This is a genomic window from Vibrio sp. 1078-1, assembly GCF_033340475.1.
This window is the reverse complement of record NZ_JAWOWM010000028.1, coordinates 1-20,589: the sequence shown is the minus strand read 5'-3', so window position 1 is coordinate 20,589 and position 20,589 is coordinate 1. Positions and strand designations below refer to the sequence as shown.

21 protein-coding genes and 1 pseudogene are annotated in these 20,589 nt (G+C 53.3%); 14 read left to right on the top strand and 8 right to left on the bottom strand.

Annotated features, from left to right (window positions below; translation table 11 throughout):
* Positions 1-299: 299 nt before the first annotated feature.
* A complete protein-coding gene (gene intI1 / locus R7190_RS24650) occupies positions 300-1,313 on the bottom strand; it encodes a class 1 integron integrase IntI1 (RefSeq protein ID WP_000845048.1) in 1,014 nt (337 codons plus the stop codon).
* 172 nt (positions 1,314-1,485) lie between these two features.
* Between intI1 and R7190_RS24645 the strand changes: the two genes are divergently transcribed.
* The 7 genes from R7190_RS24645 to R7190_RS24615 all read left to right on the top strand — a co-directional run bounded on the left by R7190_RS24645 (position 1,486) and on the right by R7190_RS24615 (position 7,764).
* A complete protein-coding gene (locus R7190_RS24645; protein ID WP_001749986.1) occupies positions 1,486-1,938 on the top strand; it encodes an NAD(+)--rifampin ADP-ribosyltransferase Arr-3 in 453 nt (150 codons plus the stop codon).
* A gap of 132 nt (positions 1,939-2,070) precedes the next feature.
* The gene (dfrA27, locus tag R7190_RS24640) at positions 2,071-2,544 is read left to right on the top strand and encodes a trimethoprim-resistant dihydrofolate reductase DfrA27 (protein ID WP_001749985.1); all 474 of its coding nucleotides are present in this window, start codon (positions 2,071-2,073) and stop codon (positions 2,542-2,544) included.
* Positions 2,545-2,722: 178 nt separating this feature from the next.
* Complete coding sequence (locus R7190_RS24635) at positions 2,723-3,070, top strand: quaternary ammonium compound efflux SMR transporter QacE delta 1 (protein WP_000679427.1); 348 nt, start codon at positions 2,723-2,725, stop codon at positions 3,068-3,070.
* Positions 3,064-3,903: a sulfonamide-resistant dihydropteroate synthase Sul1 gene (sul1, locus tag R7190_RS24630; protein ID WP_000259031.1), complete on the top strand. Its 840-nt coding sequence runs from the start codon at positions 3,064-3,066 to the stop codon at positions 3,901-3,903. The genes R7190_RS24635 and sul1 (R7190_RS24630) overlap by 7 nt, the downstream gene beginning before the upstream one ends.
* A gap of 404 nt (positions 3,904-4,307) precedes the next feature.
* Entirely contained in the window at positions 4,308-5,849 is a 1,542-nt protein-coding gene (locus R7190_RS24625) for an IS91-like element ISCR1 family transposase (protein WP_000050481.1), read from the top strand.
* Between the two features lie 339 nt (positions 5,850-6,188).
* The gene (locus tag R7190_RS24620) at positions 6,189-7,115 is read left to right on the top strand and encodes an inhibitor-resistant extended-spectrum class A beta-lactamase PER-1 (RefSeq protein WP_001100753.1); all 927 of its coding nucleotides are present in this window, start codon (positions 6,189-6,191) and stop codon (positions 7,113-7,115) included.
* A 73-nt stretch (positions 7,116-7,188) separates the two neighbouring features.
* Entirely contained in the window at positions 7,189-7,764 is a 576-nt protein-coding gene (locus R7190_RS24615; RefSeq protein WP_001176353.1) for a glutathione S-transferase family protein, read from the top strand.
* Between the two features lie 38 nt (positions 7,765-7,802).
* Here R7190_RS24615 and R7190_RS24610 read toward each other — a convergent pair whose 3' ends face one another.
* Positions 7,803-9,644 carry an ABC transporter ATP-binding protein gene (locus R7190_RS24610; RefSeq protein ID WP_032495614.1) on the bottom strand — a complete coding sequence of 614 codons (1,842 nt, stop codon included), beginning with the start codon at positions 9,642-9,644 and terminating at the stop codon, positions 7,803-7,805.
* Positions 9,645-10,014: 370 nt separating this feature from the next.
* On the opposite strand from R7190_RS24610, the gene R7190_RS24605 reads away from it, so the two are divergent.
* A complete protein-coding gene (locus tag R7190_RS24605) occupies positions 10,015-10,716 on the top strand; it encodes a hypothetical protein (protein ID WP_032495674.1) in 702 nt (233 codons plus the stop codon).
* On the opposite strand, the gene R7190_RS24600 is transcribed toward R7190_RS24605, so the two are convergent.
* The gene (locus R7190_RS24600; RefSeq protein WP_033917513.1) at positions 10,689-11,018 is read right to left on the bottom strand and encodes a hypothetical protein; all 330 of its coding nucleotides are present in this window, start codon (positions 11,016-11,018) and stop codon (positions 10,689-10,691) included. The genes R7190_RS24605 and R7190_RS24600 overlap by 28 nt on opposite strands.
* Before the next feature lie 498 nt (positions 11,019-11,516).
* A complete protein-coding gene (locus R7190_RS24595) occupies positions 11,517-11,747 on the bottom strand; it encodes a hypothetical protein (protein ID WP_032495677.1) in 231 nt (76 codons plus the stop codon).
* A 2-nt stretch (positions 11,748-11,749) separates the two neighbouring features.
* Between R7190_RS24595 and R7190_RS24590 the strand changes: the two genes are divergently transcribed.
* The 3 genes and pseudogenes from R7190_RS24590 to R7190_RS24580 all read left to right on the top strand — a co-directional run.
* Entirely contained in the window at positions 11,750-12,067 is a 318-nt protein-coding gene (locus R7190_RS24590; RefSeq protein WP_071211019.1) for a DMT family transporter, read from the top strand.
* Positions 12,061-12,900, top strand: coding sequence for a sulfonamide-resistant dihydropteroate synthase Sul1 (gene sul1 / locus R7190_RS24585; RefSeq protein ID WP_000259031.1), 840 nt, complete (start codon positions 12,061-12,063; stop codon positions 12,898-12,900). The genes R7190_RS24590 and sul1 (R7190_RS24585) overlap by 7 nt, the downstream gene beginning before the upstream one ends.
* A gap of 127 nt (positions 12,901-13,027) precedes the next feature.
* Positions 13,028-13,234, top strand: a pseudogene (locus R7190_RS24580) (hypothetical protein); the annotation flags it as partial.
* Positions 13,235-13,481: 247 nt separating this feature from the next.
* Here the strand turns inward: R7190_RS24580 and R7190_RS24575 are convergent.
* Complete coding sequence (locus R7190_RS24575; protein ID WP_000427623.1) at positions 13,482-14,486, bottom strand: IS110-like element IS4321 family transposase; 1,005 nt, start codon at positions 14,484-14,486, stop codon at positions 13,482-13,484.
* A gap of 227 nt (positions 14,487-14,713) precedes the next feature.
* Between R7190_RS24575 and chrA the strand changes: the two genes are divergently transcribed.
* The 3 genes from chrA (at position 14,714) to R7190_RS24555 (ending at position 17,226) form a co-directional block, all read left to right on the top strand.
* A complete protein-coding gene (chrA, locus tag R7190_RS24570) occupies positions 14,714-15,919 on the top strand; it encodes a chromate efflux transporter (RefSeq protein WP_000184001.1) in 1,206 nt (401 codons plus the stop codon).
* Between the two features lie 10 nt (positions 15,920-15,929).
* On the top strand, positions 15,930-16,235 hold the full coding sequence (locus R7190_RS24565; RefSeq protein ID WP_000130000.1) for a PadR family transcriptional regulator: 306 nt from the start codon (positions 15,930-15,932) through the stop codon (positions 16,233-16,235).
* Positions 16,236-16,461: 226 nt separating this feature from the next.
* The gene (locus R7190_RS24555; RefSeq protein WP_001389365.1) at positions 16,462-17,226 is read left to right on the top strand and encodes an IS6-like element IS6100 family transposase; all 765 of its coding nucleotides are present in this window, start codon (positions 16,462-16,464) and stop codon (positions 17,224-17,226) included.
* Between the two features lie 492 nt (positions 17,227-17,718).
* Here R7190_RS24555 and mphR(A) read toward each other — a convergent pair whose 3' ends face one another.
* The 3 genes from mphR(A) to R7190_RS24540 are packed head-to-tail and all read right to left on the bottom strand — an operon-like array spanning position 17,719 to position 20,443.
* The gene (gene mphR(A) / locus R7190_RS24550) at positions 17,719-18,303 is read right to left on the bottom strand and encodes a macrolide-binding transcriptional repressor MphR(A) (RefSeq protein WP_001137892.1); all 585 of its coding nucleotides are present in this window, start codon (positions 18,301-18,303) and stop codon (positions 17,719-17,721) included.
* Positions 18,303-19,541, bottom strand: a complete 1,239-nt coding sequence (gene mrx(A) / locus R7190_RS24545; protein WP_000004159.1) for a macrolide resistance MFS transporter Mrx(A) — start codon at positions 19,539-19,541, stop codon at positions 18,303-18,305. Before mrx(A) ends, mphR(A) begins: the two co-directional genes overlap by 1 nt.
* Positions 19,538-20,443, bottom strand: a complete 906-nt coding sequence (locus tag R7190_RS24540; RefSeq protein ID WP_000219391.1) for an Mph(A) family macrolide 2'-phosphotransferase — start codon at positions 20,441-20,443, stop codon at positions 19,538-19,540. The genes mrx(A) and R7190_RS24540 overlap by 4 nt, the downstream gene beginning before the upstream one ends.
* Positions 20,444-20,589: the final 146 nt, after the last annotated feature.

The window sequence follows — 20,589 nt, the reverse complement described above, 5'->3', positions numbered from 1 at the left end:
GGTAAGCAGAGTTTTTGAAATGTAAGGCCTTTGAATAAGACAAAAGGCTGCCTCATCGCTAACTTTGCAACAGTGCCCCCTCGGCTACCACCTCCATTGTCGTTTTCAGAAGACGGCTGCACTGAACGTCAGAAGCCGACTGCACTATAGCAGCGGAGGGGTTGGATCCATCAGGCAACGACGGGCTGCTGCCGGCCATCAGCGGACGCAGGGAGGACTTTCCGCAACCGGCCGTTCGATGCGGCACCGATGGCCTTCGCGCAGGGGTAGTGAATCCGCCAGGATTGACTTGCGCTGCCCTACCTCTCACTAGTGAGGGGCGGCAGCGCATCAAGCGGTGAGCGCACTCCGGCACCGCCAACTTTCAGCACATGCGTGTAAATCATCGTCGTAGAGACGTCGGAATGGCCGAGCAGATCCTGCACGGTTCGAATGTCGTAACCGCTGCGGAGCAAGGCCGTCGCGAACGAGTGGCGGAGGGTGTGCGGTGTGGCGGGCTTCGTGATGCCTGCTTGTTCTACGGCACGTTTGAAGGCGCGCTGAAAGGTCTGGTCATACATGTGATGGCGACGCACGACACCGCTCCGTGGATCGGTCGAATGCGTGTGCTGCGCAAAAACCCAGAACCACGGCCAGGAATGCCCGGCGCGCGGATACTTCCGCTCAAGGGCGTCGGGAAGCGCAACGCCGCTGCGGCCCTCGGCCTGGTCCTTCAGCCACCATGCCCGTGCACGCGACAGCTGCTCGCGCAGGCTGGGTGCCAAGCTCTCGGGTAACATCAAGGCCCGATCCTTGGAGCCCTTGCCCTCCCGCACGATGATCGTGCCGTGATCGAAATCCAGATCCTTGACCCGCAGTTGCAAACCCTCACTGATCCGCATGCCCGTTCCATACAGAAGCTGGGCGAACAAACGATGCTCGCCTTCCAGAAAACCGAGGATGCGAACCACTTCATCCGGGGTCAGCACCACCGGCAAGCGCCGCGACGGCCGAGGTCTTCCGATCTCCTGAAGCCAGGGCAGATCCGTGCACAGCACCTTGCCGTAGAAGAACAGCAAGGCCGCCAATGCCTGACGATGCGTGGAGACCGAAACCTTGCGCTCGTTCGCCAGCCAGGACAGAAATGCCTCGACTTCGCTGCTGCCCAAGGTTGCCGGGTGACGCACACCGTGGAAACGGATGAAGGCACGAACCCAGTGGACATAAGCCTGTTCGGTTCGTAAACTGTAATGCAAGTAGCGTATGCGCTCACGCAACTGGTCCAGAACCTTGACCGAACGCAGCGGTGGTAACGGCGCAGTGGCGGTTTTCATGGCTTGTTATGACTGTTTTTTTGTACAGTCTATGCCTCGGGCATCCAAGCAGCAAGCGCGTTACGCCGTGGGTCGATGTTTGATGTTATGGAGCAGCAACGATGTTACGCAGCAGGGCAGTCGCCCTAAAACAAAGTTATGCAGCCAAATCCCAACAATTAAGGGTCTTAAAATGGTAAAAGATTGGATTCCCATCTCTCATGATAATTACAAGCAGGTGCAAGGACCGTTCTATCATGGAACCAAAGCCAATTTGGCGATTGGTGACTTGCTAACCACAGGGTTCATCTCTCATTTCGAGGACGGTCGTATTCTTAAGCACATCTACTTTTCAGCCTTGATGGAGCCAGCAGTTTGGGGAGCTGAACTTGCTATGTCACTGTCTGGCCTCGAGGGTCGCGGCTACATATACATAGTTGAGCCAACAGGACCGTTCGAAGACGATCCGAATCTTACGAACAAAAGATTTCCCGGTAATCCAACACAGTCCTATAGAACCTGCGAACCCTTGAGAATTGTTGGCGTTGTTGAAGACTGGGAGGGGCATCCTGTTGAATTAATAAGGGGAATGTTGGATTCGTTGGAGGACTTAAAGCGCCGTGGTTTACACGTCATTGAAGACTAGTCCTTTGCATAACAAAGCCATCAAACCGGACGCCAGAGATTCCGCGCCTGTTGCGCATGGCTTCGCCATTTTATGCGCAATAGGCGCGCCACCCTGTCGCCGTTTATGGCGGCGTTAACCCAAAGGAGTATCGTGAAAATATCACTAATGGCTGCAAAAGCAAGAAATGGGGTTATTGGCTGCGGCTCGGATATCCCGTGGAACGCTAAAGGTGAGCAGCTGCTTTTTAAAGCAATAACTTACAATCAATGGCTCTTAGTCGGCCGTAAAACATTTGAGGCAATGGGGGCTCTCCCAAATAGAAAGTATGCAGTTGTCAGCCGCTCAGGATCGGTAGCTACTAACGATGATGTGGTTGTGTTTCCATCTATAGAAGCAGCAATGAGGGAGCTAAAGACTCTTACGAACCATGTTGTTGTTTCTGGTGGTGGAGAGATCTACAAGAGTCTGATCGCCCATGCCGACACGCTACATATCTCGACAATAGATTCCGAGCCAGAGGGCAATGTTTTCTTTCCGGAAATCCCCAAAGAGTTCAATGTGGTGTTCGAGCAGGAATTTCATTCAAATATAAATTATCGCTATCAAATCTGGCAAAGGGGTTAACCATCCAAGCCATCGGACACATTTTGCTTCGCTGCGCTCAAAACGCAAAATGTGCCGCTGCTTAGCGGCGTTAGATGCACTAAGCACATAATTGCTCACAGCCAAACTATCAGGTCAAGTCTGCTTTTATTATTTTTAAGCGTGCATAATAAGCCCTACACAAATTGGGAGATATATCATGAAAGGCTGGCTTTTTCTTGTTATCGCAATAGTTGGCGAAGTAATCGCAACATCCGCATTAAAATCTAGCGAGGGCTTTACTAAGCTTGCCCCTTCCGCCGTTGTCATAATCGGTTATGGCATCGCATTTTATTTTCTTTCTCTGGTTCTGAAATCCATCCCTGTCGGTGTTGCTTATGCAGTCTGGTCGGGACTCGGCGTCGTCATAATTACAGCCATTGCCTGGTTGCTTCATGGGCAAAAGCTTGATGCGTGGGGCTTTGTAGGTATGGGGCTCATAATTGCTGCCTTTTTGCTCGCCCGATCCCCATCGTGGAAGTCGCTGCGGAGGCCGACGCCATGGTGACGGTGTTCGGCATTCTGAATCTCACCGAGGACTCCTTCTTCGATGAGAGCCGGCGGCTAGACCCCGCCGGCGCTGTCACCGCGGCGATCGAAATGCTGCGAGTCGGATCAGACGTCGTGGATGTCGGACCGGCCGCCAGCCATCCGGACGCGAGGCCTGTATCGCCGGCCGATGAGATCAGACGTATTGCGCCGCTCTTAGACGCCCTGTCCGATCAGATGCACCGTGTTTCAATCGACAGCTTCCAACCGGAAACCCAGCGCTATGCGCTCAAGCGCGGCGTGGGCTACCTGAACGATATCCAAGGATTTCCTGACCCTGCGCTCTATCCCGATATTGCTGAGGCGGACTGCAGGCTGGTGGTTATGCACTCAGCGCAGCGGGATGGCATCGCCACCCGCACCGGTCACCTTCGACCCGAAGACGCGCTCGACGAGATTGTGCGGTTCTTCGAGGCGCGGGTTTCCGCCTTGCGACGGAGCGGGGTCGCTGCCGACCGGCTCATCCTCGATCCGGGGATGGGATTTTTCTTGAGCCCCGCACCGGAAACATCGCTGCACGTGCTGTCGAACCTTCAAAAGCTGAAGTCGGCGTTGGGGCTTCCGCTATTGGTCTCGGTGTCGCGGAAATCCTTCTTGGGCGCCACCGTTGGCCTTCCTGTAAAGGATCTGGGTCCAGCGAGCCTTGCGGCGGAACTTCACGCGATCGGCAATGGCGCTGACTACGTCCGCACCCACGCGCCTGGAGATCTGCGAAGCGCAATCACCTTCTCGGAAACCCTCGCGAAATTTCGCAGTCGCGACGCCAGAGACCGAGGGTTAGATCATGCCTAGCATTCACCTTCCGGCCGCCCGCTAAATATCTCCTTTTGGGTTGTTAATAAAACATCCAATAAGTTGACTGTGCGTGAAAAAGAAAGTTTTGTGTGATGGCGTTGAAGATCGCACCGTTAAGCTCTTATGTGGGATGGTGCAGAGCTCGACGACTACCGATAAAACGCAACCGCCGCAAACAGACAAGAAAAAGCCCCAACTGATAACAGTTGGGGCTTCAGTATTGTGATTGGTGGAGCAATAGCACCCTGAACCCAAAACCTTCTCGCTCAACCGGTAGTGGCTGATAACAACTCGTGAGGGCTATTGCGGGTTAAGCATTTAGCGATGTCTAGGGCCAGACTGGACGTCTGAACGCAAGCCGCTGATACTGTACATAACCACAGTATCAGCGGAGGATACCCATGTCGCTGGCAAGGAACGCCACGGCGAGTCAATCGCCCACTCAAACAAACGGTTACGAACGCCACCAACCCGACCAGACGCTGCTCTACCAGCTGGTTGAGCAGCACTACCCAGCCTTCAAAGCCTCACTCGAAGCCCAAGGTCAACACCTGCCTCGCTACATCCAACAAGAATTCAACGACCTCCTCCAATGTGGCCGTCTGGAGTATGGTTTCATGCGGGTTCGCTGCGAGGATTGTCATCACGAGCGTCTGGTCGCCTTCAGCTGTAAACGACGCGGCTTTTGCCCTAGCTGCGGTGCCCGCCGGATGGCCGAGAGTGCGGCGCTGCTGATAGACGAAGTCTTCCCCAAGGAGCCCATTCGCCAGTGGGTGCTCAGCTTTCCTTTCCAGCTACGCTTTTTGCTGGCTCGCCATCCCCAGCTGATGGGCCAGGTCTTGAGTATCGTCTATCGTACACTCTCAACTCATCTGATCAAAAAAGCCGGTTACACCAAAGCCTCTGCACAAACTGGCTCAGTGACTCTTATCCAACGCTTTGGCTCCGCGCTAAATCTCAATGTCCACTACCACATGCTGTTTCTCGATGGTGTCTATGCCGAAGATGACTATGGCAAGCAACGCTTCCATCGTGTCAAGGCACCCACTTACGATGAGCTGAATACGCTCGCTCACACCCTCAGCCATCGCATCGCTCGCTGCATGGAAAAGCGTGGGATTTTGGAGCGTGATGCCGAGAATACGTGGTTGACACTGGAAGAGGGCGAAGACGATACGCTGACTCAATTACATGGTGCTTCGGTTACGTATCGCATTGCCGTCGGCCCCCAGCAAGGGCGCAAAGTCTTCACCCTGCAAACCTTGCCAGGGCGTGAGGATAAAGCCGACTCAAGCAGTCGAGTAGCCAACCATGCTGGTTTCTCGCTACACGCCGGTGTGATGGCCGAAGCGCATCAGCGGGATAAGCTTGAGCGCTTGTGTCGCTACATTAGTCGGCCAGCGGTTTCAGAAAAACGTCTGGCATTAACCGCCAATGGGCAGGTGCGTTACGAGCTCAAAACTCCGTACCGCAATGGCACCACCCATGTGATCTTCGAGCCGCTGGACTTCATCGCCAAACTCGCTGCGTTGGTACCTAAGCCGCGAGTCAACCTCACACGCTTCCACGGCGTCTTTGCACCGAACAGCAAACACCGAGTTCAAGTAACACCCGCCAAGCGGGGCAAGAAGCCCGACAAATCGGAAGGTCTCGATACTAACTGGCGTGACAAGAGTCCTGCAGAGCGCCACCGCGCCATGACCTGGATGCAACGCCTCAAGCGAGTCTTCAATATTGATATTGAAGTCTGCGAACACTGCGGCGGTCACGTCAAAGTGATTGCCAGCATCGAAGATCCGAAGGTCATTGAGCAGATTCTCAAGCATCTGAAACAGAAAACAGCCAAGGCGAATGCCGCCAAGCAGCGTGAGCTGCCACCAGAACGAGCGCCGCCACTGACTCCCAGCCTGTTCGATCCATCACAGAGTCGTCTCTTTGACTGACGACCCCAAATCCAACACTGCTCAACACTGCCAACTTTTAAACGGGGCGGTGGGGCAGTTTGTATCTCTCGAGCTATCAGGCTAGAGATTTTACCGCCAAATCGAACCTTATTAGAGCGGTTTAGGCTGGACCGGCAGTTAAAATTGGGGCTTGAGCGGTAAACGAGTGAGGGAATTTCAGGTAAGATACTTCGGATGAGGAGCAAAAAGGTGGTTTATACTTCCTATACCCTTATACTTCCTATACCCAAAAAGGTGGTTTATACTTCCTATACCCTAAAAAGGCAGCTTTGGCTGCCTTTTGTATAATTCATATCGACTTATCAAAAGGACAATCCGATGAATGTCATTATAAAAGCTGTAGTTACTGCCTCGACGCTACTGATGGTATCTTTTAGTTCATTCGAAACCTCAGCGCAATCCCCACTGTTAAAAGAGCAAATTGAATCCATAGTCATTGGAAAAAAAGCCACTGTAGGCGTTGCAGTGTGGGGGCCTGACGATCTGGAACCTTTACTGATTAATCCTTTTGAAAAATTCCCAATGCAAAGTGTATTTAAATTGCATTTAGCTATGTTGGTACTGCATCAGGTTGATCAGGGAAAGTTGGATTTAAATCAGACCGTTATCGTAAACAGGGCTAAGGTTTTACAGAATACCTGGGCTCCGATAATGAAAGCGTATCAGGGAGACGAGTTTAGTGTTCCAGTGCAGCAACTGCTGCAATACTCGGTCTCGCACAGCGATAACGTGGCCTGTGATTTGTTATTTGAACTGGTTGGTGGACCAGCTGCTTTGCATGACTATATCCAGTCTATGGGTATAAAGGAGACCGCTGTGGTCGCAAATGAAGCGCAGATGCACGCCGATGATCAGGTGCAGTATCAAAACTGGACCTCGATGAAAGGTGCTGCAGAGATCCTGAAAAAGTTTGAGCAAAAAACACAGCTGTCTGAAACCTCGCAGGCTTTGTTATGGAAGTGGATGGTCGAAACCACCACAGGACCAGAGCGGTTAAAAGGTTTGTTACCAGCTGGTACTGTGGTCGCACATAAAACTGGTACTTCGGGTATCAAAGCCGGAAAAACTGCGGCCACTAATGATTTAGGTATCATTCTGTTGCCTGATGGACGGCCCTTGCTGGTTGCTGTTTTTGTGAAAGACTCAGCCGAGTCAAGCCGAACCAATGAAGCTATCATTGCGCAGGTTGCTCAGACTGCGTATCAATTTGAATTGAAAAAGCTTTCTGCCCTAAGCCCAAATTAACAGACTATCAGCACTATCTAAGCCGCTGACTCTGGTTGTACACTAAAGCTATGGTTTGAAATTGGAGTAGGTTATGCAGTTATTAGGTTCAGTGGCTTCCCCTTTTGTTCGTCGTTTACGTTTAGTACTGGCAGGGCAACCTTATCAGTTTGTAGCGCTTAATATTTTTGAGTCTGAAGGCCGTTCAGTGTTGGTACAACATAATCCGGCACGCAAAGTGCCTGTGTTAGTGGATGGAGAGCAGGTTATTTTTGATTCAGGCGTAATTTATCGTTATTTGGCTTCGAAACTGAAATTCAAACCATTGAGCTGGGATCAGGAAAACGGTCTGACGACCATCAATGCCTGCACAGACTCCTTGGTTGAATTACTGCTTTGTAAGCGCTCAGGTTTTGACGTGACTGAAGATAAATTGTTTTTTAATCTTCAGCATGAGCGAATTCAGGCGACGCTAGAGGCACTTGAGCAACAAATCAGGGCAGGGCATTTCGGTGACTGGGACTATCCTGGTATCAGTCTGTTCACTTTAATCGACTGGATATTGTTCCGCGATTTAGTCGACTTAAAACCCTTCCCTGTATTATTACAGTTCAGAAATGCGCATTTAAACCGGCCGATGGTCGCTGAAACCGACCCGCGTTTAAGCTAAAAACAACAGGTCAGAGCCAAGACTCTGACCTTTATTATTTATTCCACACCAATAAAGCCGCCGGTTTGATGCGCCCATAATTGAGCGTAAATACCGCCTTTGGCGATCAGTTCCTGATGACTGCCTTGTTCCACAATACGACCTTGATCCAGAACGATCAGCCTGTCCATAGCTGCTATGGTAGATAAACGGTGTGCAATGGCTATAACCGTTTTGCCTATCATCAACTGAGTCAGACTATGCTGAATAGCTGATTCTACTTCGGAGTCCAGCGCTGAGGTGGCTTCATCCAAAATCAGAATAGGGGCGTTTTTCAGTAAAACCCGAGCTATTGCAATACGTTGACGTTGACCACCAGAAAGCTTGACTCCACGTTCGCCCACCTGAGCGTCGTAGCCACTGTTGCCTTTAGGATCGGTAAGCTCCTGAATAAAAGCATCGGCTTCGGCTAAACGGGCTGCTTCAATCATTTCCGCTTCGGTAGCGCCAGGACGACCATATAAAATATTTTCCCTTACAGTACGGTGTAGCAGGGAGGTATCCTGGGTCACCATAGCTATATGAGCGCGAAGACTTTCCTGTGATACAGTTTTGATGTCCTGACCGTCTATCAAAATCTGGCCTGAATTGACATCATAAAAGCGCAGCAGTAAGTTCACCAGCGTGGATTTACCAGCACCAGAACGGCCGACTAAACCTACTTTTTCACCGGGTTTAATCGACAAGTCCAGACCATCAATCACAGGACCATGTTCACCTGCTGCTTTGCCGTAGTTAAAGTTCAGTTGCTTAAACTCAATCTGACCTTGTGGCACTTCAAGCGGCTTCGCATCAGCTTTGTCGATGATTTGCTGAGGCTGAGACAAAGTCGCAATACCATCTGCCACAGTACCTATGTTTTCAAACAGTGCACTGACTTCCCACATGATCCACTGCGACATACCATTTAAACGCAGCGCCAGACTGACTGCGATGGCAATAGAGCCCACAGTGACGGCATTGACAGACCAAAGCCATATCGCCAGCGTGGCAATAGAGAACACCAACAGATAGTTCAGACCCTGCACACAAATATTGAGCCAGGTAGCCAGTCGCATTTGTCTGTACACAGGCACCAGAAACAGCTGCATGCTATCGCGGGCGTATTCTGACTCACGAGCCGTGTGTGAAAACAGTTTAATAGTGCTGATATTGGTGTAGCTGTCGACAATACGGCCTGTCATTTCTGAACGGGCATCGGCTTGTTCTGTTGCAACTTGTTTCAGTCTCGGCACAAAATAAAACTGCAAGCCGGTGTATATGACTAACCAGGCAATCATCGGCAGTACCAAGCGCCAATCTGCATCGGCGATCAGATACAACATAGAGCCAAAATACACCACCACATACACCATCACATCCAGCAGCTTGGTGGCCGTTTCGCGCACTGCCAAAGCCGTTTGCATCACTTTAGTGGCGATGCGACCAGCGAATTCATTCTGGTAGAAACCCAAACTTTGTTTCAGTAAATAACGATGCGCCAGCCAGCGGATCGACATAGGGTAGTTACCCAATATAGTTTGGTGGATCAGGGCTGAGTGAAAAAATACCAAACCAGGCAACACCAGCAACATCACTATGGCCATAGTGATCAAGGTATCCTGCTCTTCCTGCCAGAAAGTAGCCGGATTCTTGGTTACCAACCAATCGACTAATTGCCCCATATAGCCAAATAAGGACACTTCTAATGCGGCCAGTAAGGCTGTCGCAATAGACATCAGGATCAGAGGCAACACCATGCCTTGACTGTAATGCAAACAAAATGCAAACAGGCCTTGAGGTGGCTGAGTTGGCTCTTTATCAGGGAAAGGGTTGGTTAAGCGTTCAAAAAAGCCCAGCATAAAATTCCTCTGCAGCAACGAAAAAGGCAGTTATTGTACGTCAAAGTTTAAAAAACAGATGTAACTATTTGATGAAAGCCCGGTTTAGAACGGCCATCTTATTTTATAACCGATAGCTTGTGACTCGCTTTTTTGCTGAACAGAACAGCAGATTGTTGAAAATAAATACAAAAAATCTGAAAAATCCAAAAGATGCTATATCACATGAACTCAGCAGCTTAGATTTATTGAAGGACCGTTAATAGGTAATAACTGGAAAATCTATAACTTAGCTTCTGTTTTGTCAGCTTGCAAAGGACTTTTTGCTTTCTACACTGAAAATACAGAGTACCCGAATCAGGGTGTTGTCTCGTCTTACAGGAGTGTTGAAATGGATGCCAAAGAATTATTGGTCTACATGAAGCAGGCAGAACTGCAAGCTGAGTTAGTCGTTGAGGCTGGTCAGCAACTGGACAGAGCCATCAAACAATTACATGACTGGTCTGAAGACTGGGATTGTCAGCGCCGGGCTTGTGAAGATATGTACGATGCCGTGCATTTAATTCTGATCCATAGCTATCAATTATCCCGGATTTTCTGGCCCGCCAAGTGTTGCGGAGAACTGGGGCTGGATTTGTGTCATAGAGCCATGGCGCTGCGAAGTGAAATCAACCTGCCTGATCTAAACCATCCACTGCGGAATGAGGCGTTATGGCGTCATGCAGATGAGCTGGATCATTCAGTGCGGGATAATACTGCTCTGCGTCGTTATCAAGCGCATCATTTAACCGGTTTTAATCAGGTGATCACCTGGATGGATAATGAAGCCATGTTTTGCTGGCTTGAACCTGCCAGTAAAACCTTTGTGTTTCATGCCGAGGAGTTTGCTTTAGCCCAATTACTGGATGCTGTGCATCAGGTTCAGCAAGATATTCAGAATTTTCTTAACAAGCAGCATCAGTCAAATCTAAAGGTGGCCAAAGCTGGCGTGCATCACTATGAGAAGCAGTGGGGGGCATTTAAAATAAGACAAGACAGATCTTGTCCACAGCTTTGTTGTTATGACTACTTATCTAATTTAATAAATCCGTAGGCAGAAATCTCGCTGAGCTTATGTTCTCTGATCTTTTTTGCGACTTCTGCTTGGTAGTCTTCAATGTACAGGTGCAAAAAATCTTTAAACTCTTCATCCAAAGCACGTCTATCCACAGAGTTACCGAACCGTTGCGCTTCGTATGCAAGCAGGCATAATCTATGCGCCCGGATCTCCATATCAGCGGCCACCTGCTTTTCGATAATGTTTAATGCATCTGACATTCCAATCAACTTCTTGTAGAAAAACAGACTTAACAGTAAAAAGCCAAACGTAATTGCAGACATAACAAAAGTCAGCATTCCTGAAGTTCCTTTCTGTGCTTGACGGCTCCTGATATGGACCATAAAAATATCGCTAAAATTGCTGCGATATTTATAGCTGGTATTCCATATTTGTATATACCACCCAATAGATCAGTGCCAAATATGACTCTGTCTGTGAATCTCGCTACCTGCAGAACAGAGTGCATCAAGATGCTTAAACAAATGAATTGAGTGATTTGTTCAACCGCCCATACGAATTTTCTATGAATAACCCAGATGATACCAAGCGTCAATGTTTGACATATCACCCAACTTGGGTACCAAAGTAAGCGAGCGAGCTCAGGAGATGTTTCAGATATCCCCATCAGCAAAGGAGCAATCCTGTCTTGAGCTAATCCCGATAAAGTGAGTATCAATATGGTTATTCGTGCAGATTTACTGGCCGACCAGACTAAGGACAGCAGTAGAGAACCTATGCACAACACCCATAAGTACTCAGCAAGAGTCGTAATAAATGTCCCCACAAACTACCTCTTATTTTGGTGGTTCATTACCCCAGCCACCACCTAATGTAGTCAGTGTTGGATTTATTGCTTTAGATTCTTGCTGCTCTGCAGCCAGCTTCGCCTTTGCTTCAGCAGATAAGGTGACAGTGTCTGCAGTAGAGGGTGCTGTTGTAGTGGTGGTTTTAGCCTGAGCAGCAGGAGCAACAGTTTGTATTGTTGATGTAGCCGCTGTGCCCGGAGTATTTAAGTTGATTTGCATAACTGTTCCTTACCATTGTCACTAAATCAGAAAACAAATGTACCGAGGGCTTTACTAAGCTTGCCCCTTCCGCCGTTGTCATAATCGGTTATGGCATCGCATTTTATTTTCTTTCTCTGGTTCTGAAATCCATCCCTGTCGGTGTTGCTTATGCAGTCTGGTCGGGACTCGGCGTCGTCATAATTACAGCCATTGCCTGGTTGCTTCATGGGCAAAAGCTTGATGCGTGGGGCTTTGTAGGTATGGGGCTCATAATTGCTGCCTTTTTGCTCGCCCGATCCCCATCGTGGAAGTCGCTGCGGAGGCCGACGCCATGGTGACGGTGTTCGGCATTCTGAATCTCACCGAGGACTCCTTCTTCGATGAGAGCCGGCGGCTAGACCCCGCCGGCGCTGTCACCGCGGCGATCGAAATGCTGCGAGTCGGATCAGACGTCGTGGATGTCGGACCGGCCGCCAGCCATCCGGACGCGAGGCCTGTATCGCCGGCCGATGAGATCAGACGTATTGCGCCGCTCTTAGACGCCCTGTCCGATCAGATGCACCGTGTTTCAATCGACAGCTTCCAACCGGAAACCCAGCGCTATGCGCTCAAGCGCGGCGTGGGCTACCTGAACGATATCCAAGGATTTCCTGACCCTGCGCTCTATCCCGATATTGCTGAGGCGGACTGCAGGCTGGTGGTTATGCACTCAGCGCAGCGGGATGGCATCGCCACCCGCACCGGTCACCTTCGACCCGAAGACGCGCTCGACGAGATTGTGCGGTTCTTCGAGGCGCGGGTTTCCGCCTTGCGACGGAGCGGGGTCGCTGCCGACCGGCTCATCCTCGATCCGGGGATGGGATTTTTCTTGAGCCCCGCACCGGAAACATCGCTGCACGTGCTGTCGAACCTTCAAAAGCTGAAGTCGGCGTTGGGGCTTCCGCTATTGGTCTCGGTGTCGCGGAAATCCTTCTTGGGCGCCACCGTTGGCCTTCCTGTAAAGGATCTGGGTCCAGCGAGCCTTGCGGCGGAACTTCACGCGATCGGCAATGGCGCTGACTACGTCCGCACCCACGCGCCTGGAGATCTGCGAAGCGCAATCACCTTCTCGGAAACCCTCGCGAAATTTCGCAGTCGCGACGCCAGAGACCGAGGGTTAGATCATGCCTAGCATTCACCTTCCGGCCGCCCGCTAGCGGACCCTGGTCAGGTTCCGCGAAGGTGGGCGCAGACATGCTGGGCTCGTCAGGATCAAACTGCACTATGAGGCGGCGGTTCATACCGCGCCAGGGGAGCGAATGGACAGCGAGGAGCCTCCGAACGTTCGGGTCGCCTGCTCGGGTGATATCGACGAGGTTGTGCGGCTGATGCACGACGCTGCGGCGTGGATGTCCGCCAAGGGAACGCCCGCCTGGGACGTCGCGCGGATCGACCGGACATTCGCGGAGACCTTCGTCCTGAGATCCGAGCTCCTAGGGATCGCCTCAGAAAACGGAATCTATGGTCACTCCCGTTTTTGCAACACCGATTTTGACGACAAGTTGGCTTGCTTGAATCTATCCGGCGTCTGAATGGGATTTTATTCCCGCGCCTTGATGAGTTCCGCGCCTGATGAACCTCCAGAAAATATACGGCTTCAATGAGCCTTTCCGTTTTACAGGTTCCTCAACAGGCCGGTGGGCCGTTAGTATCATCAATATCAGTATTCGCAAAACCAGATCAGTAATTCTTTAAACCGGTGTATTTCTGCCGTTATGCTACATAAGTTTGCTGTCGTGCCGTTAGGGCCCAGGCTATTCTGGCCAGCTTGTTTGCCAGAGCACAAGTGACGACAAAGTTGCTTTTCCGGCACAGTAAATCCCTGACCCAATCGGCCAATTTGCCAGACTGGTGTTCCAGTTTTTGTATGAATACCCTGGCACATTGAACCAACAAAGTTCGGATCTTTTTATTACCTCGCTTACTAATTCCCAGCAATGTCGTCCTACCTCCCGTGCTGTACTGCCGAGGTACAAGCCCTGTTGCCGCCGCAAAGTCACGGCTGCTGGCGTACTGCTTCCCGTCGCCAATCTCAGTTGAAATAGTACTCGCTGTCAGTGTTCCGACGCAGGGAATGCTCAGCAAGCGCTGTCCAACCTCATCTTCGTCCAACTTTCGTTTCAACTGGGATTCCAAATCTTTAATCTGCTCAACAAGATAGTGATAATGCTGTTGTAATTTCAGCAATAACTGGCTGAGGTAAAGAGGCAAACTATTATCCTCAAGAATGGTACTCAGTCGGCTAATAACGGCAGCTCCTCGGGGAACGCTAATGCCAAATTCCAGCAGAAAAGCATGCATTTGATTGGTTGTTTTTACCTTATCCTGAACCAGGGATTCACGGACACGATGCAGAGCCCGCATTGCCTGCTGAGATTCCGTTCTGGGCTGCACAAAACGCATAGACGGACGCGATGCAGCTTCACAAATAGCTTCGGCGTCGACAAAGTCGTTTTTATTGCTTTTAACGAACGGGCGGACAAATTGTGGTGATATCAGCTTTGGGGAATGCCCCAACTCTTCCAACTTGCGTGCCATAAAGTGAGAACCGCCACAGGCTTCCATTGCGATGGTTGTAGCGGGGCATGTCGCCAAAAATTCGATCAACTTTGGCCGGGTAAATTTTTTACGGTAAACAGCCTTCCCGCGACGATCCTGGCAATGAATATGGAAAGAGTTTTTACCCAGATCGATACCAATGAGCGCAATGTTTTCCATGATAGTTCTCCGAATGAAAGCCTGTCCTCAGCATAGTACCGGGAAGGAGGGAGTGACCATCTCATTAAATAAAGCACGCTAAGCCGTAAGTAAGCGTGCTCCTGTGAAAGCCACAGCTAAAACTGCGTAGTACACATAGAGGTATTTTTTTCTAGATTTATATCGAATTTCGTTATCGAATTTCGCTTATTATTGATCAACTCGTTGCAGATCATGAAGGCGAAAGTATGACGAATAACCCTACCGATGACAGCAGACCATGGTCGGTCTTTCTTATTTTTCTGCGGCTTGGATTGACATCTTTTGGCGGCCCCATTGCGCACTTGGGCTACTTCCGCGCCGAATTTGTCACACGGCGGCGCTGGCTCTCCGAACGGAGCTATGCTGACTTGGTCGCGCTTTGTCAGTTCTTGCCAGGGCCTGCAAGCAGCCAGGTCGGCATAGCGGTAGGACTGTCTCGGGCTGGATACAGCGGGGCGCTGGCTGCTTGGGCTGGCTTCACGCTGCCGTCTGCCATAGCCTTGATCCTTTTTGCGCTCGGCATCTCCAGCTATGGCGATTACGTCTCGCAGGGCGCGTTGCATGGCTTAAAAGTGGTGGCTGTGGCCGTGGTCGCTCAAGCAGTATGGGGCATGGCGCGTAACCTATGCACGGATGGGCTGCGAGTCACCATCATGGCAATTGCTACCTGCGTCGTTTTACTTGTGCCGTCCGCGTGGGGACAGGTTGGCGTGATTGCTATCGCAGGCATCGCAGGCCGGTTATTGTTCAAGCCAGCGAAAGTTGTTGAGCATGACCCCCTACCTATCACGGTCAGTCACCGGGCCGGCGTGCTTTGGCTCTCGCTGTTCTTTGTCTTGCTGATTGGCCTGCCGGTGTTGGCCGAACTGATGCCAAGTCAAACCATGGCAATGGTGGATTCCTTCTATCGTGTCGGATCACTGGTGTTCGGCGGTGGTCACGTTGTGCTGCCATTACTGCAAGCCGAAGTGGTGCCCTCCGGCTGGGTCAACAATGAATCCTTTCTCGCGGGGTACGGGGCAGCTCAAGCGGTGCCCGGCCCTTTGTTCACGTTCGCCGCGTTTCTTGGTGCCTCGATGAACACCGCCCCGTCGGGCTGGATCGGCGGCATTGTGTGTCTGCTGGCTATCTTCGCGCCCTCGTTCTTGCTGGTCGTCGGATCAATGCCATTTTGGGAGCGTTTGCGCCGCAATACAGGCATCCAAGCTGCGCTGGCCGGGATCAATGCCGCTGTAGTCGGCTTGCTGCTGGCCGCGCTGTATCAGCCTGTATGGACTAGCGCCATCTTTCAGCCGCAAGACTTCGGCTTGGCATTAGTTGCCCTTGTCGCACTTATGTTCTGGAAGCTCCCGCCGTGGCTGGTTGTCCTCGGTAGCGGTGCAGCTGGGTGGCTGTTGAGCGTCGCTCTGTGAGGCACAAAAAATGACTGACAAAGACCTCTACGGCGGTTTGATCCGCCTGCACATCCTTCACCATGCAGCCGAGGAACCTGTCTTTGGGCTGGGGATCATCGAAGAGCTACGCCGACACGGCTACGAGATGAGCGCTGGCACCGTGTACCCGATGCTGCACGGCCTGGAAAAAAAAGGCTATCTGACCTCACGCCACGAACGCACCGGGCGACGTGAACGGCGTGTTTATGACATCACTGAACAAGGCAGAACTGCACTTGCTGATGCGAAAACAAAGGTCAAGGAGCTGTTCGGAGAGTTGGTAGAAGGTGGTTGAGTTTTTGCTTCTATGTCAGGTTGAGCTATACCCTAACTGGATTGTCATTTTCAGAAGACGACTGCACCAGTTGATTGGGCGTAATGGCTGTTGTGCAGCCAGCTCCTGACAGTTCAATATCAGAAGTGATCTGCACCAATCTCGACTATGCTCAATACTCGTGTGGGCTCTGTTGCAAAAATCGTGAAGCTTGAGCATGCTTGGCGGAGATTGGACGGACGGAACGATGACGGATTTCAAGTGGCGCCATTTCCAGGGTGATGTGATCCTGTGGGCGGTGCGCTGGTATTGTCGCTATCCGATCAGCTATCGCGACCTTGAGGAAATGCTGGCGGAACGCGGCATTTCGGTCGACCATACGACGATCTATCGCTGGGTCCAGTGCTACGCCCCGGAGATGGAGAAGCGGCTGCGCTGGTTCTGGCGGCGTGGCTTTGATCCGAGCTGGCGCCTGGATGAAACCTACGTCAAGGTGCGGGGCAAGTGGACCTACCTGTACCGGGCAGTCGACAAGCGGGGCGACACGATCGATTTCTACCTGTCGCCGACCCGCAGCGCCAAGGCAGCGAAGCGGTTCCTGGGCAAGGCCCTGCGAGGCCTGAAGCACTGGGAAAAGCCTGCCACGCTCAATACCGACAAAGCGCCGAGCTATGGTGCAGCGATCACCGAATTGAAGCGCGAAGGAAAGCTGGACCGGGAGACGGCCCACCGGCAGGTGAAGTATCTCAATAACGTGATCGAGGCCGATCACGGAAAGCTCAAGATACTGATCAAGCCGGTGCGCGGTTTCAAATCGATCCCCACGGCCTATGCCACGATCAAGGGATTCGAAGTCATGCGAGCCCTGCGCAAAGGACAGGCTCGCCCCTGGTGCCTGCAGCCCGGCATCAGGGGCGAGGTGCGCCTTGTGGAGAGAGCTTTTGGCATTGGGCCCTCGGCGCTGACGGAGGCCATGGGCATGCTCAACCACCATTTCGCAGCAGCCGCCTGATCGGCGCAGAGCGACAGCCTACCTCTGACTGCCGCCAATCTTTGCAACAGAGCCCGCCGTGCTAGTCTGCTCGGTGATGGTGGAGTGAAGCCAACCCGCAATCGGGTTATGAATCTGCATCGCGATTCGCAATCAGCTGTCTCTTGAGCATGTCGAACTCCTGCGATGTTATCTCGCCGTGCTCGTGCTGCTACACCAACTTGTCCAACTCATCCGCCACACCGCTCCCCACCACCTGCGATGGCCAGGTTGTTTGCTGGGCGCATTGGCGGAGTATCGTCTCGACCCGGGACACCCACACCGGCACAACCTTACGGGAGTGATTCACTGTCAAAGAATCGGCCCGGTGCTCTGACGCAAGTATCGGGATGGTCACCATTTGTAAGCCGTAGACCTGAGTGGTGATCAAGACTTCGATACCACCGACCGTACCGGTACTAATCGACGACGGTCGTGTTCGTCGCCTGCCGCAGGGACTCTGCACACCTCCGTTTACGCATGTGCCTGGAGGAGTTGGAAATCGTCGTGTTCGGGAAACATTAAACACAGGATGGCAGCGATCTGAGCCAGCACATGATCAGCTAGCTCACCATCCGGATCGACGGCCCACTGCATCGTCGCGCCAGCGATGACCGAGTGCAGGAGCAACTCAGCTGCCGCAGGAGCACCTGGGGGCAGTCGCTTGCGGATCCCCTCCACCACCGCGCGGTTCCGCTGGATCGCAAGCGTGCGTAGCTCCGGCACCTGGAGCTCGTACCAGGAGATGAGATAGTTCACCGAGAAGTCGTTGCGAGTGTTCATGCTCCGAACGAGCACCTGCAAAAATTCCCAGAGCCCTTGCGGCCCTGCGCCTATCGGTATCGCATTCAGGTAATGCCGCACCTGCTCGACGCCGCGCTCCATCATCCTCACCAGCAGCGTATCGCGGTTGGTGAAGCGCTGGATTAACGCTGCGCGGGAGAGCCCCACCTCCTTTGCTACTCCGCTGAGCGTGAACTCTATGGGACCGCAACGCTTCAGCACTACGGTGGCGGCCTCGAGTACCTCGTCATCGGACTTGAGCTTGGGGCGGGGCATCAGTGTTCACCTTCTGTATGGGTTGGGGCGGAGGCTGTGGCTGCCGCCGCCATTGTAGCAAATTGAAGACGGAGCGAGAGTAGAGCCACGAGCCCCGCAAACACGGCCGATACAACGAGGCCAGGGAGCGGACCAGCAAGGTCGACAAACGCGCCGGCCGCAAGCATAACCATGGGCGAGGCTGACAGCATCACCGCCGAGACCGTGCCGAGTACCCGGCCGAGAAGTTCTGGCGGCGTGCGGTTGTAGATGGCAGCGTTGAGAATGGGAGAGACTGAGCCGGTCAGCAGTCCCACGAGCGCGCCCAACAACATCAGCACCGGCACGCCTGGCAACTGTGAAAGCAGAAGCGAGCCCACCGCAGAGCCACAAAATGCCACCGCCAGCCAGTTCTGCGCTGATATCCGGGCGCCGACCGACGCATGAATGGCAATGCCAAGGAGACCACCAGCCCCCATCATTGAGGAGAACAGCCCGAGCTCTGCTACTTGGCGTCCTGCATCTACAAACAGCGCAGGCATGATGACGCTGCCGTTGGCGCCAACGATGCCCACGAAGATCATCACTATACCAAAGAGAGGGCGCAGCAGGGGTTCGCTCCAGAGAAAAGCGACGCCGGCGCGCATGGAGAGAGTCGCCGTCGTGGTCATCGTCCGAGCGGCACGCGCGGGAAGCACCCACGCGCCGAGCAGACCTGCAAGGACGGAGCAGAACGCCGTCAGCCCGAGCGTTGGCGCAGCGCCAAGCAGGCCGATTGCGGCCCCCCCAAGGGCCGGGCCACCTAGAATCGCGACGTTCCCGATCACCGCTTTCAGTGACGAGACGCGCTCAACGGAGAGCCCGGCGACGTGGCCGAGTTTGGGCAGCTCACTGTCCTGCGCGGCCATACCGGGTGCGTCGAACGCGGCACCGAGCACCACGCAAGCGATCAGCCCAGTGTTCGAGAGGGCGCCAACGGCATCGAGCAGTGGGATGCTCGCCATGGCCACGCCGCCCACCACACCCGAGATCAATGCGACGGGCGCGCGCCCGAACCGATCGACGAGGCCACCACCAACCCACGCGCCGATGATGGTCGCGATGACGCTGCTAGCGGCCGTGGCGCCCGCCCAGGCCGCGCTCTTTGTATGAGACAGGACGAACCATGGAAGCGCGAGGGCCGCCACCGCGTTGCCGATCCGGAAGAGAAAGGTCGCCGCGAACAGCGTCGCGAGCGGGCTATATCGACGTTCGCTCATTCCGCTGCGGCGAGCTGCGCCTTCGCCGCAGCGAGGTACTCTTCGTTACCCGAGTCGAGGGCGAAGAGTGCGTAGGTGACCGCCCCGAACGCAAGGCGCTCCGCGATGTGGTGGGCGAGCCGCGGCCACACCCGGCCACCGGCCGCTTCATACGTGAGGAGGAGCTTCGCGAGCCCCTCTTCACCAAAGACCATAAGGTGCGCGGCCATGTCGATGGCAGGGTCATCAACGCGGGCCTCGCTCCAGTCGATCATCCCGCTGACGCGCTCCGTGTTGTCGATGAGCACATGGCCCACGTAGAGATCGCCATGCACCACCACGGAGAAATCTGGCCACGACGAATCGTCGTCGAGCCAGCGCTGCCACCGGTGGAGGCGCTTGTCGTTCACCACGAACTCGCGTCGGACGCGGTCAACGTCGTCGGCCACCTTCTGACGGGCCTGCGTCGGTGTACGGATGAGCATCCCCGCATCCACGGCGGCGGAAATGGGGACGGCATGCAGGGCGGCGAGCGCGGTCGCGAAGCTCTCCGCGAAGACCTCCGAGTCCTGCGGCACGACCCAGTCGGGCGTGGACGAACCAGGCTGGATGACCATCGCAGTCGAGTCTTCGAGCATGGGATAGGCAACGAGCTCGGCGTTGGCCACGCGCCAGTCCGGCACCGCGAACGGCAGGCGATTCTTGAGCATTGCCAGCACCCGCGCCTCTGGTTCGACCTTCGCGCTTACCTCGGCTCGGCGCGGGATGCGCAGCACCCACCGACGTCCATCGTCGACGGTGGCGATCACGATCCTATAGTCGAGCCCAAGCTCATTGACAGTCAGCGGGCCATGGAGCTTGAGCCCATGTCGGGCTGCAAGTGCGTACAGTTGGGAGGTATCGGCGGTCGTGACTACGGTCATGATTCACTCCTGAGGGCTTGACGGGTTTAGCCACCTAAATGTAACAGTCACGTCGGTTATATTCAATCCGGCACTGTTGCAAAGTTAGCGATGAGGCAGCCTTTTGTCTTATTCAAAGGCCTTACATTTCAAAAACTCTGCTTACC

Coding starts and splice junctions, on each gene's coding strand:
- R7190_RS24555 (WP_001389365.1), top strand. CDS start 16,462: ATGACGGATTTCAAGTGGCGCCATTTCCAGGGTGATGTGATCCTGTGG.
- R7190_RS24595 (WP_032495677.1), bottom strand. CDS start 11,747: ATGCAAATCAACTTAAATACTCCGGGCACAGCGGCTACATCAACAATA.
- R7190_RS24605 (WP_032495674.1), top strand. CDS start 10,015: ATGGATGCCAAAGAATTATTGGTCTACATGAAGCAGGCAGAACTGCAA.
- chrA (WP_000184001.1), top strand. CDS start 14,714: ATGACGAATAACCCTACCGATGACAGCAGACCATGGTCGGTCTTTCTT.
- R7190_RS24635 (WP_000679427.1), top strand. CDS start 2,723: ATGAAAGGCTGGCTTTTTCTTGTTATCGCAATAGTTGGCGAAGTAATC.
- sul1 (WP_000259031.1), top strand. CDS start 3,064: ATGGTGACGGTGTTCGGCATTCTGAATCTCACCGAGGACTCCTTCTTC.
- R7190_RS24615 (WP_001176353.1), top strand. CDS start 7,189: ATGCAGTTATTAGGTTCAGTGGCTTCCCCTTTTGTTCGTCGTTTACGT.
- sul1 (WP_000259031.1), top strand. CDS start 12,061: ATGGTGACGGTGTTCGGCATTCTGAATCTCACCGAGGACTCCTTCTTC.
- R7190_RS24645 (WP_001749986.1), top strand. CDS start 1,486: ATGGTAAAAGATTGGATTCCCATCTCTCATGATAATTACAAGCAGGTG.
- R7190_RS24625 (WP_000050481.1), top strand. CDS start 4,308: ATGTCGCTGGCAAGGAACGCCACGGCGAGTCAATCGCCCACTCAAACA.
- R7190_RS24610 (WP_032495614.1), bottom strand. CDS start 9,644: ATGCTGGGCTTTTTTGAACGCTTAACCAACCCTTTCCCTGATAAAGAG.
- R7190_RS24540 (WP_000219391.1), bottom strand. CDS start 20,443: ATGACCGTAGTCACGACCGCCGATACCTCCCAACTGTACGCACTTGCA.
- R7190_RS24620 (WP_001100753.1), top strand. CDS start 6,189: ATGAATGTCATTATAAAAGCTGTAGTTACTGCCTCGACGCTACTGATG.
- R7190_RS24565 (WP_000130000.1), top strand. CDS start 15,930: ATGACTGACAAAGACCTCTACGGCGGTTTGATCCGCCTGCACATCCTT.
- intI1 (WP_000845048.1), bottom strand. CDS start 1,313: ATGAAAACCGCCACTGCGCCGTTACCACCGCTGCGTTCGGTCAAGGTT.
- R7190_RS24600 (WP_033917513.1), bottom strand. CDS start 11,018: ATGCTGACTTTTGTTATGTCTGCAATTACGTTTGGCTTTTTACTGTTA.
- R7190_RS24575 (WP_000427623.1), bottom strand. CDS start 14,486: ATGGAAAACATTGCGCTCATTGGTATCGATCTGGGTAAAAACTCTTTC.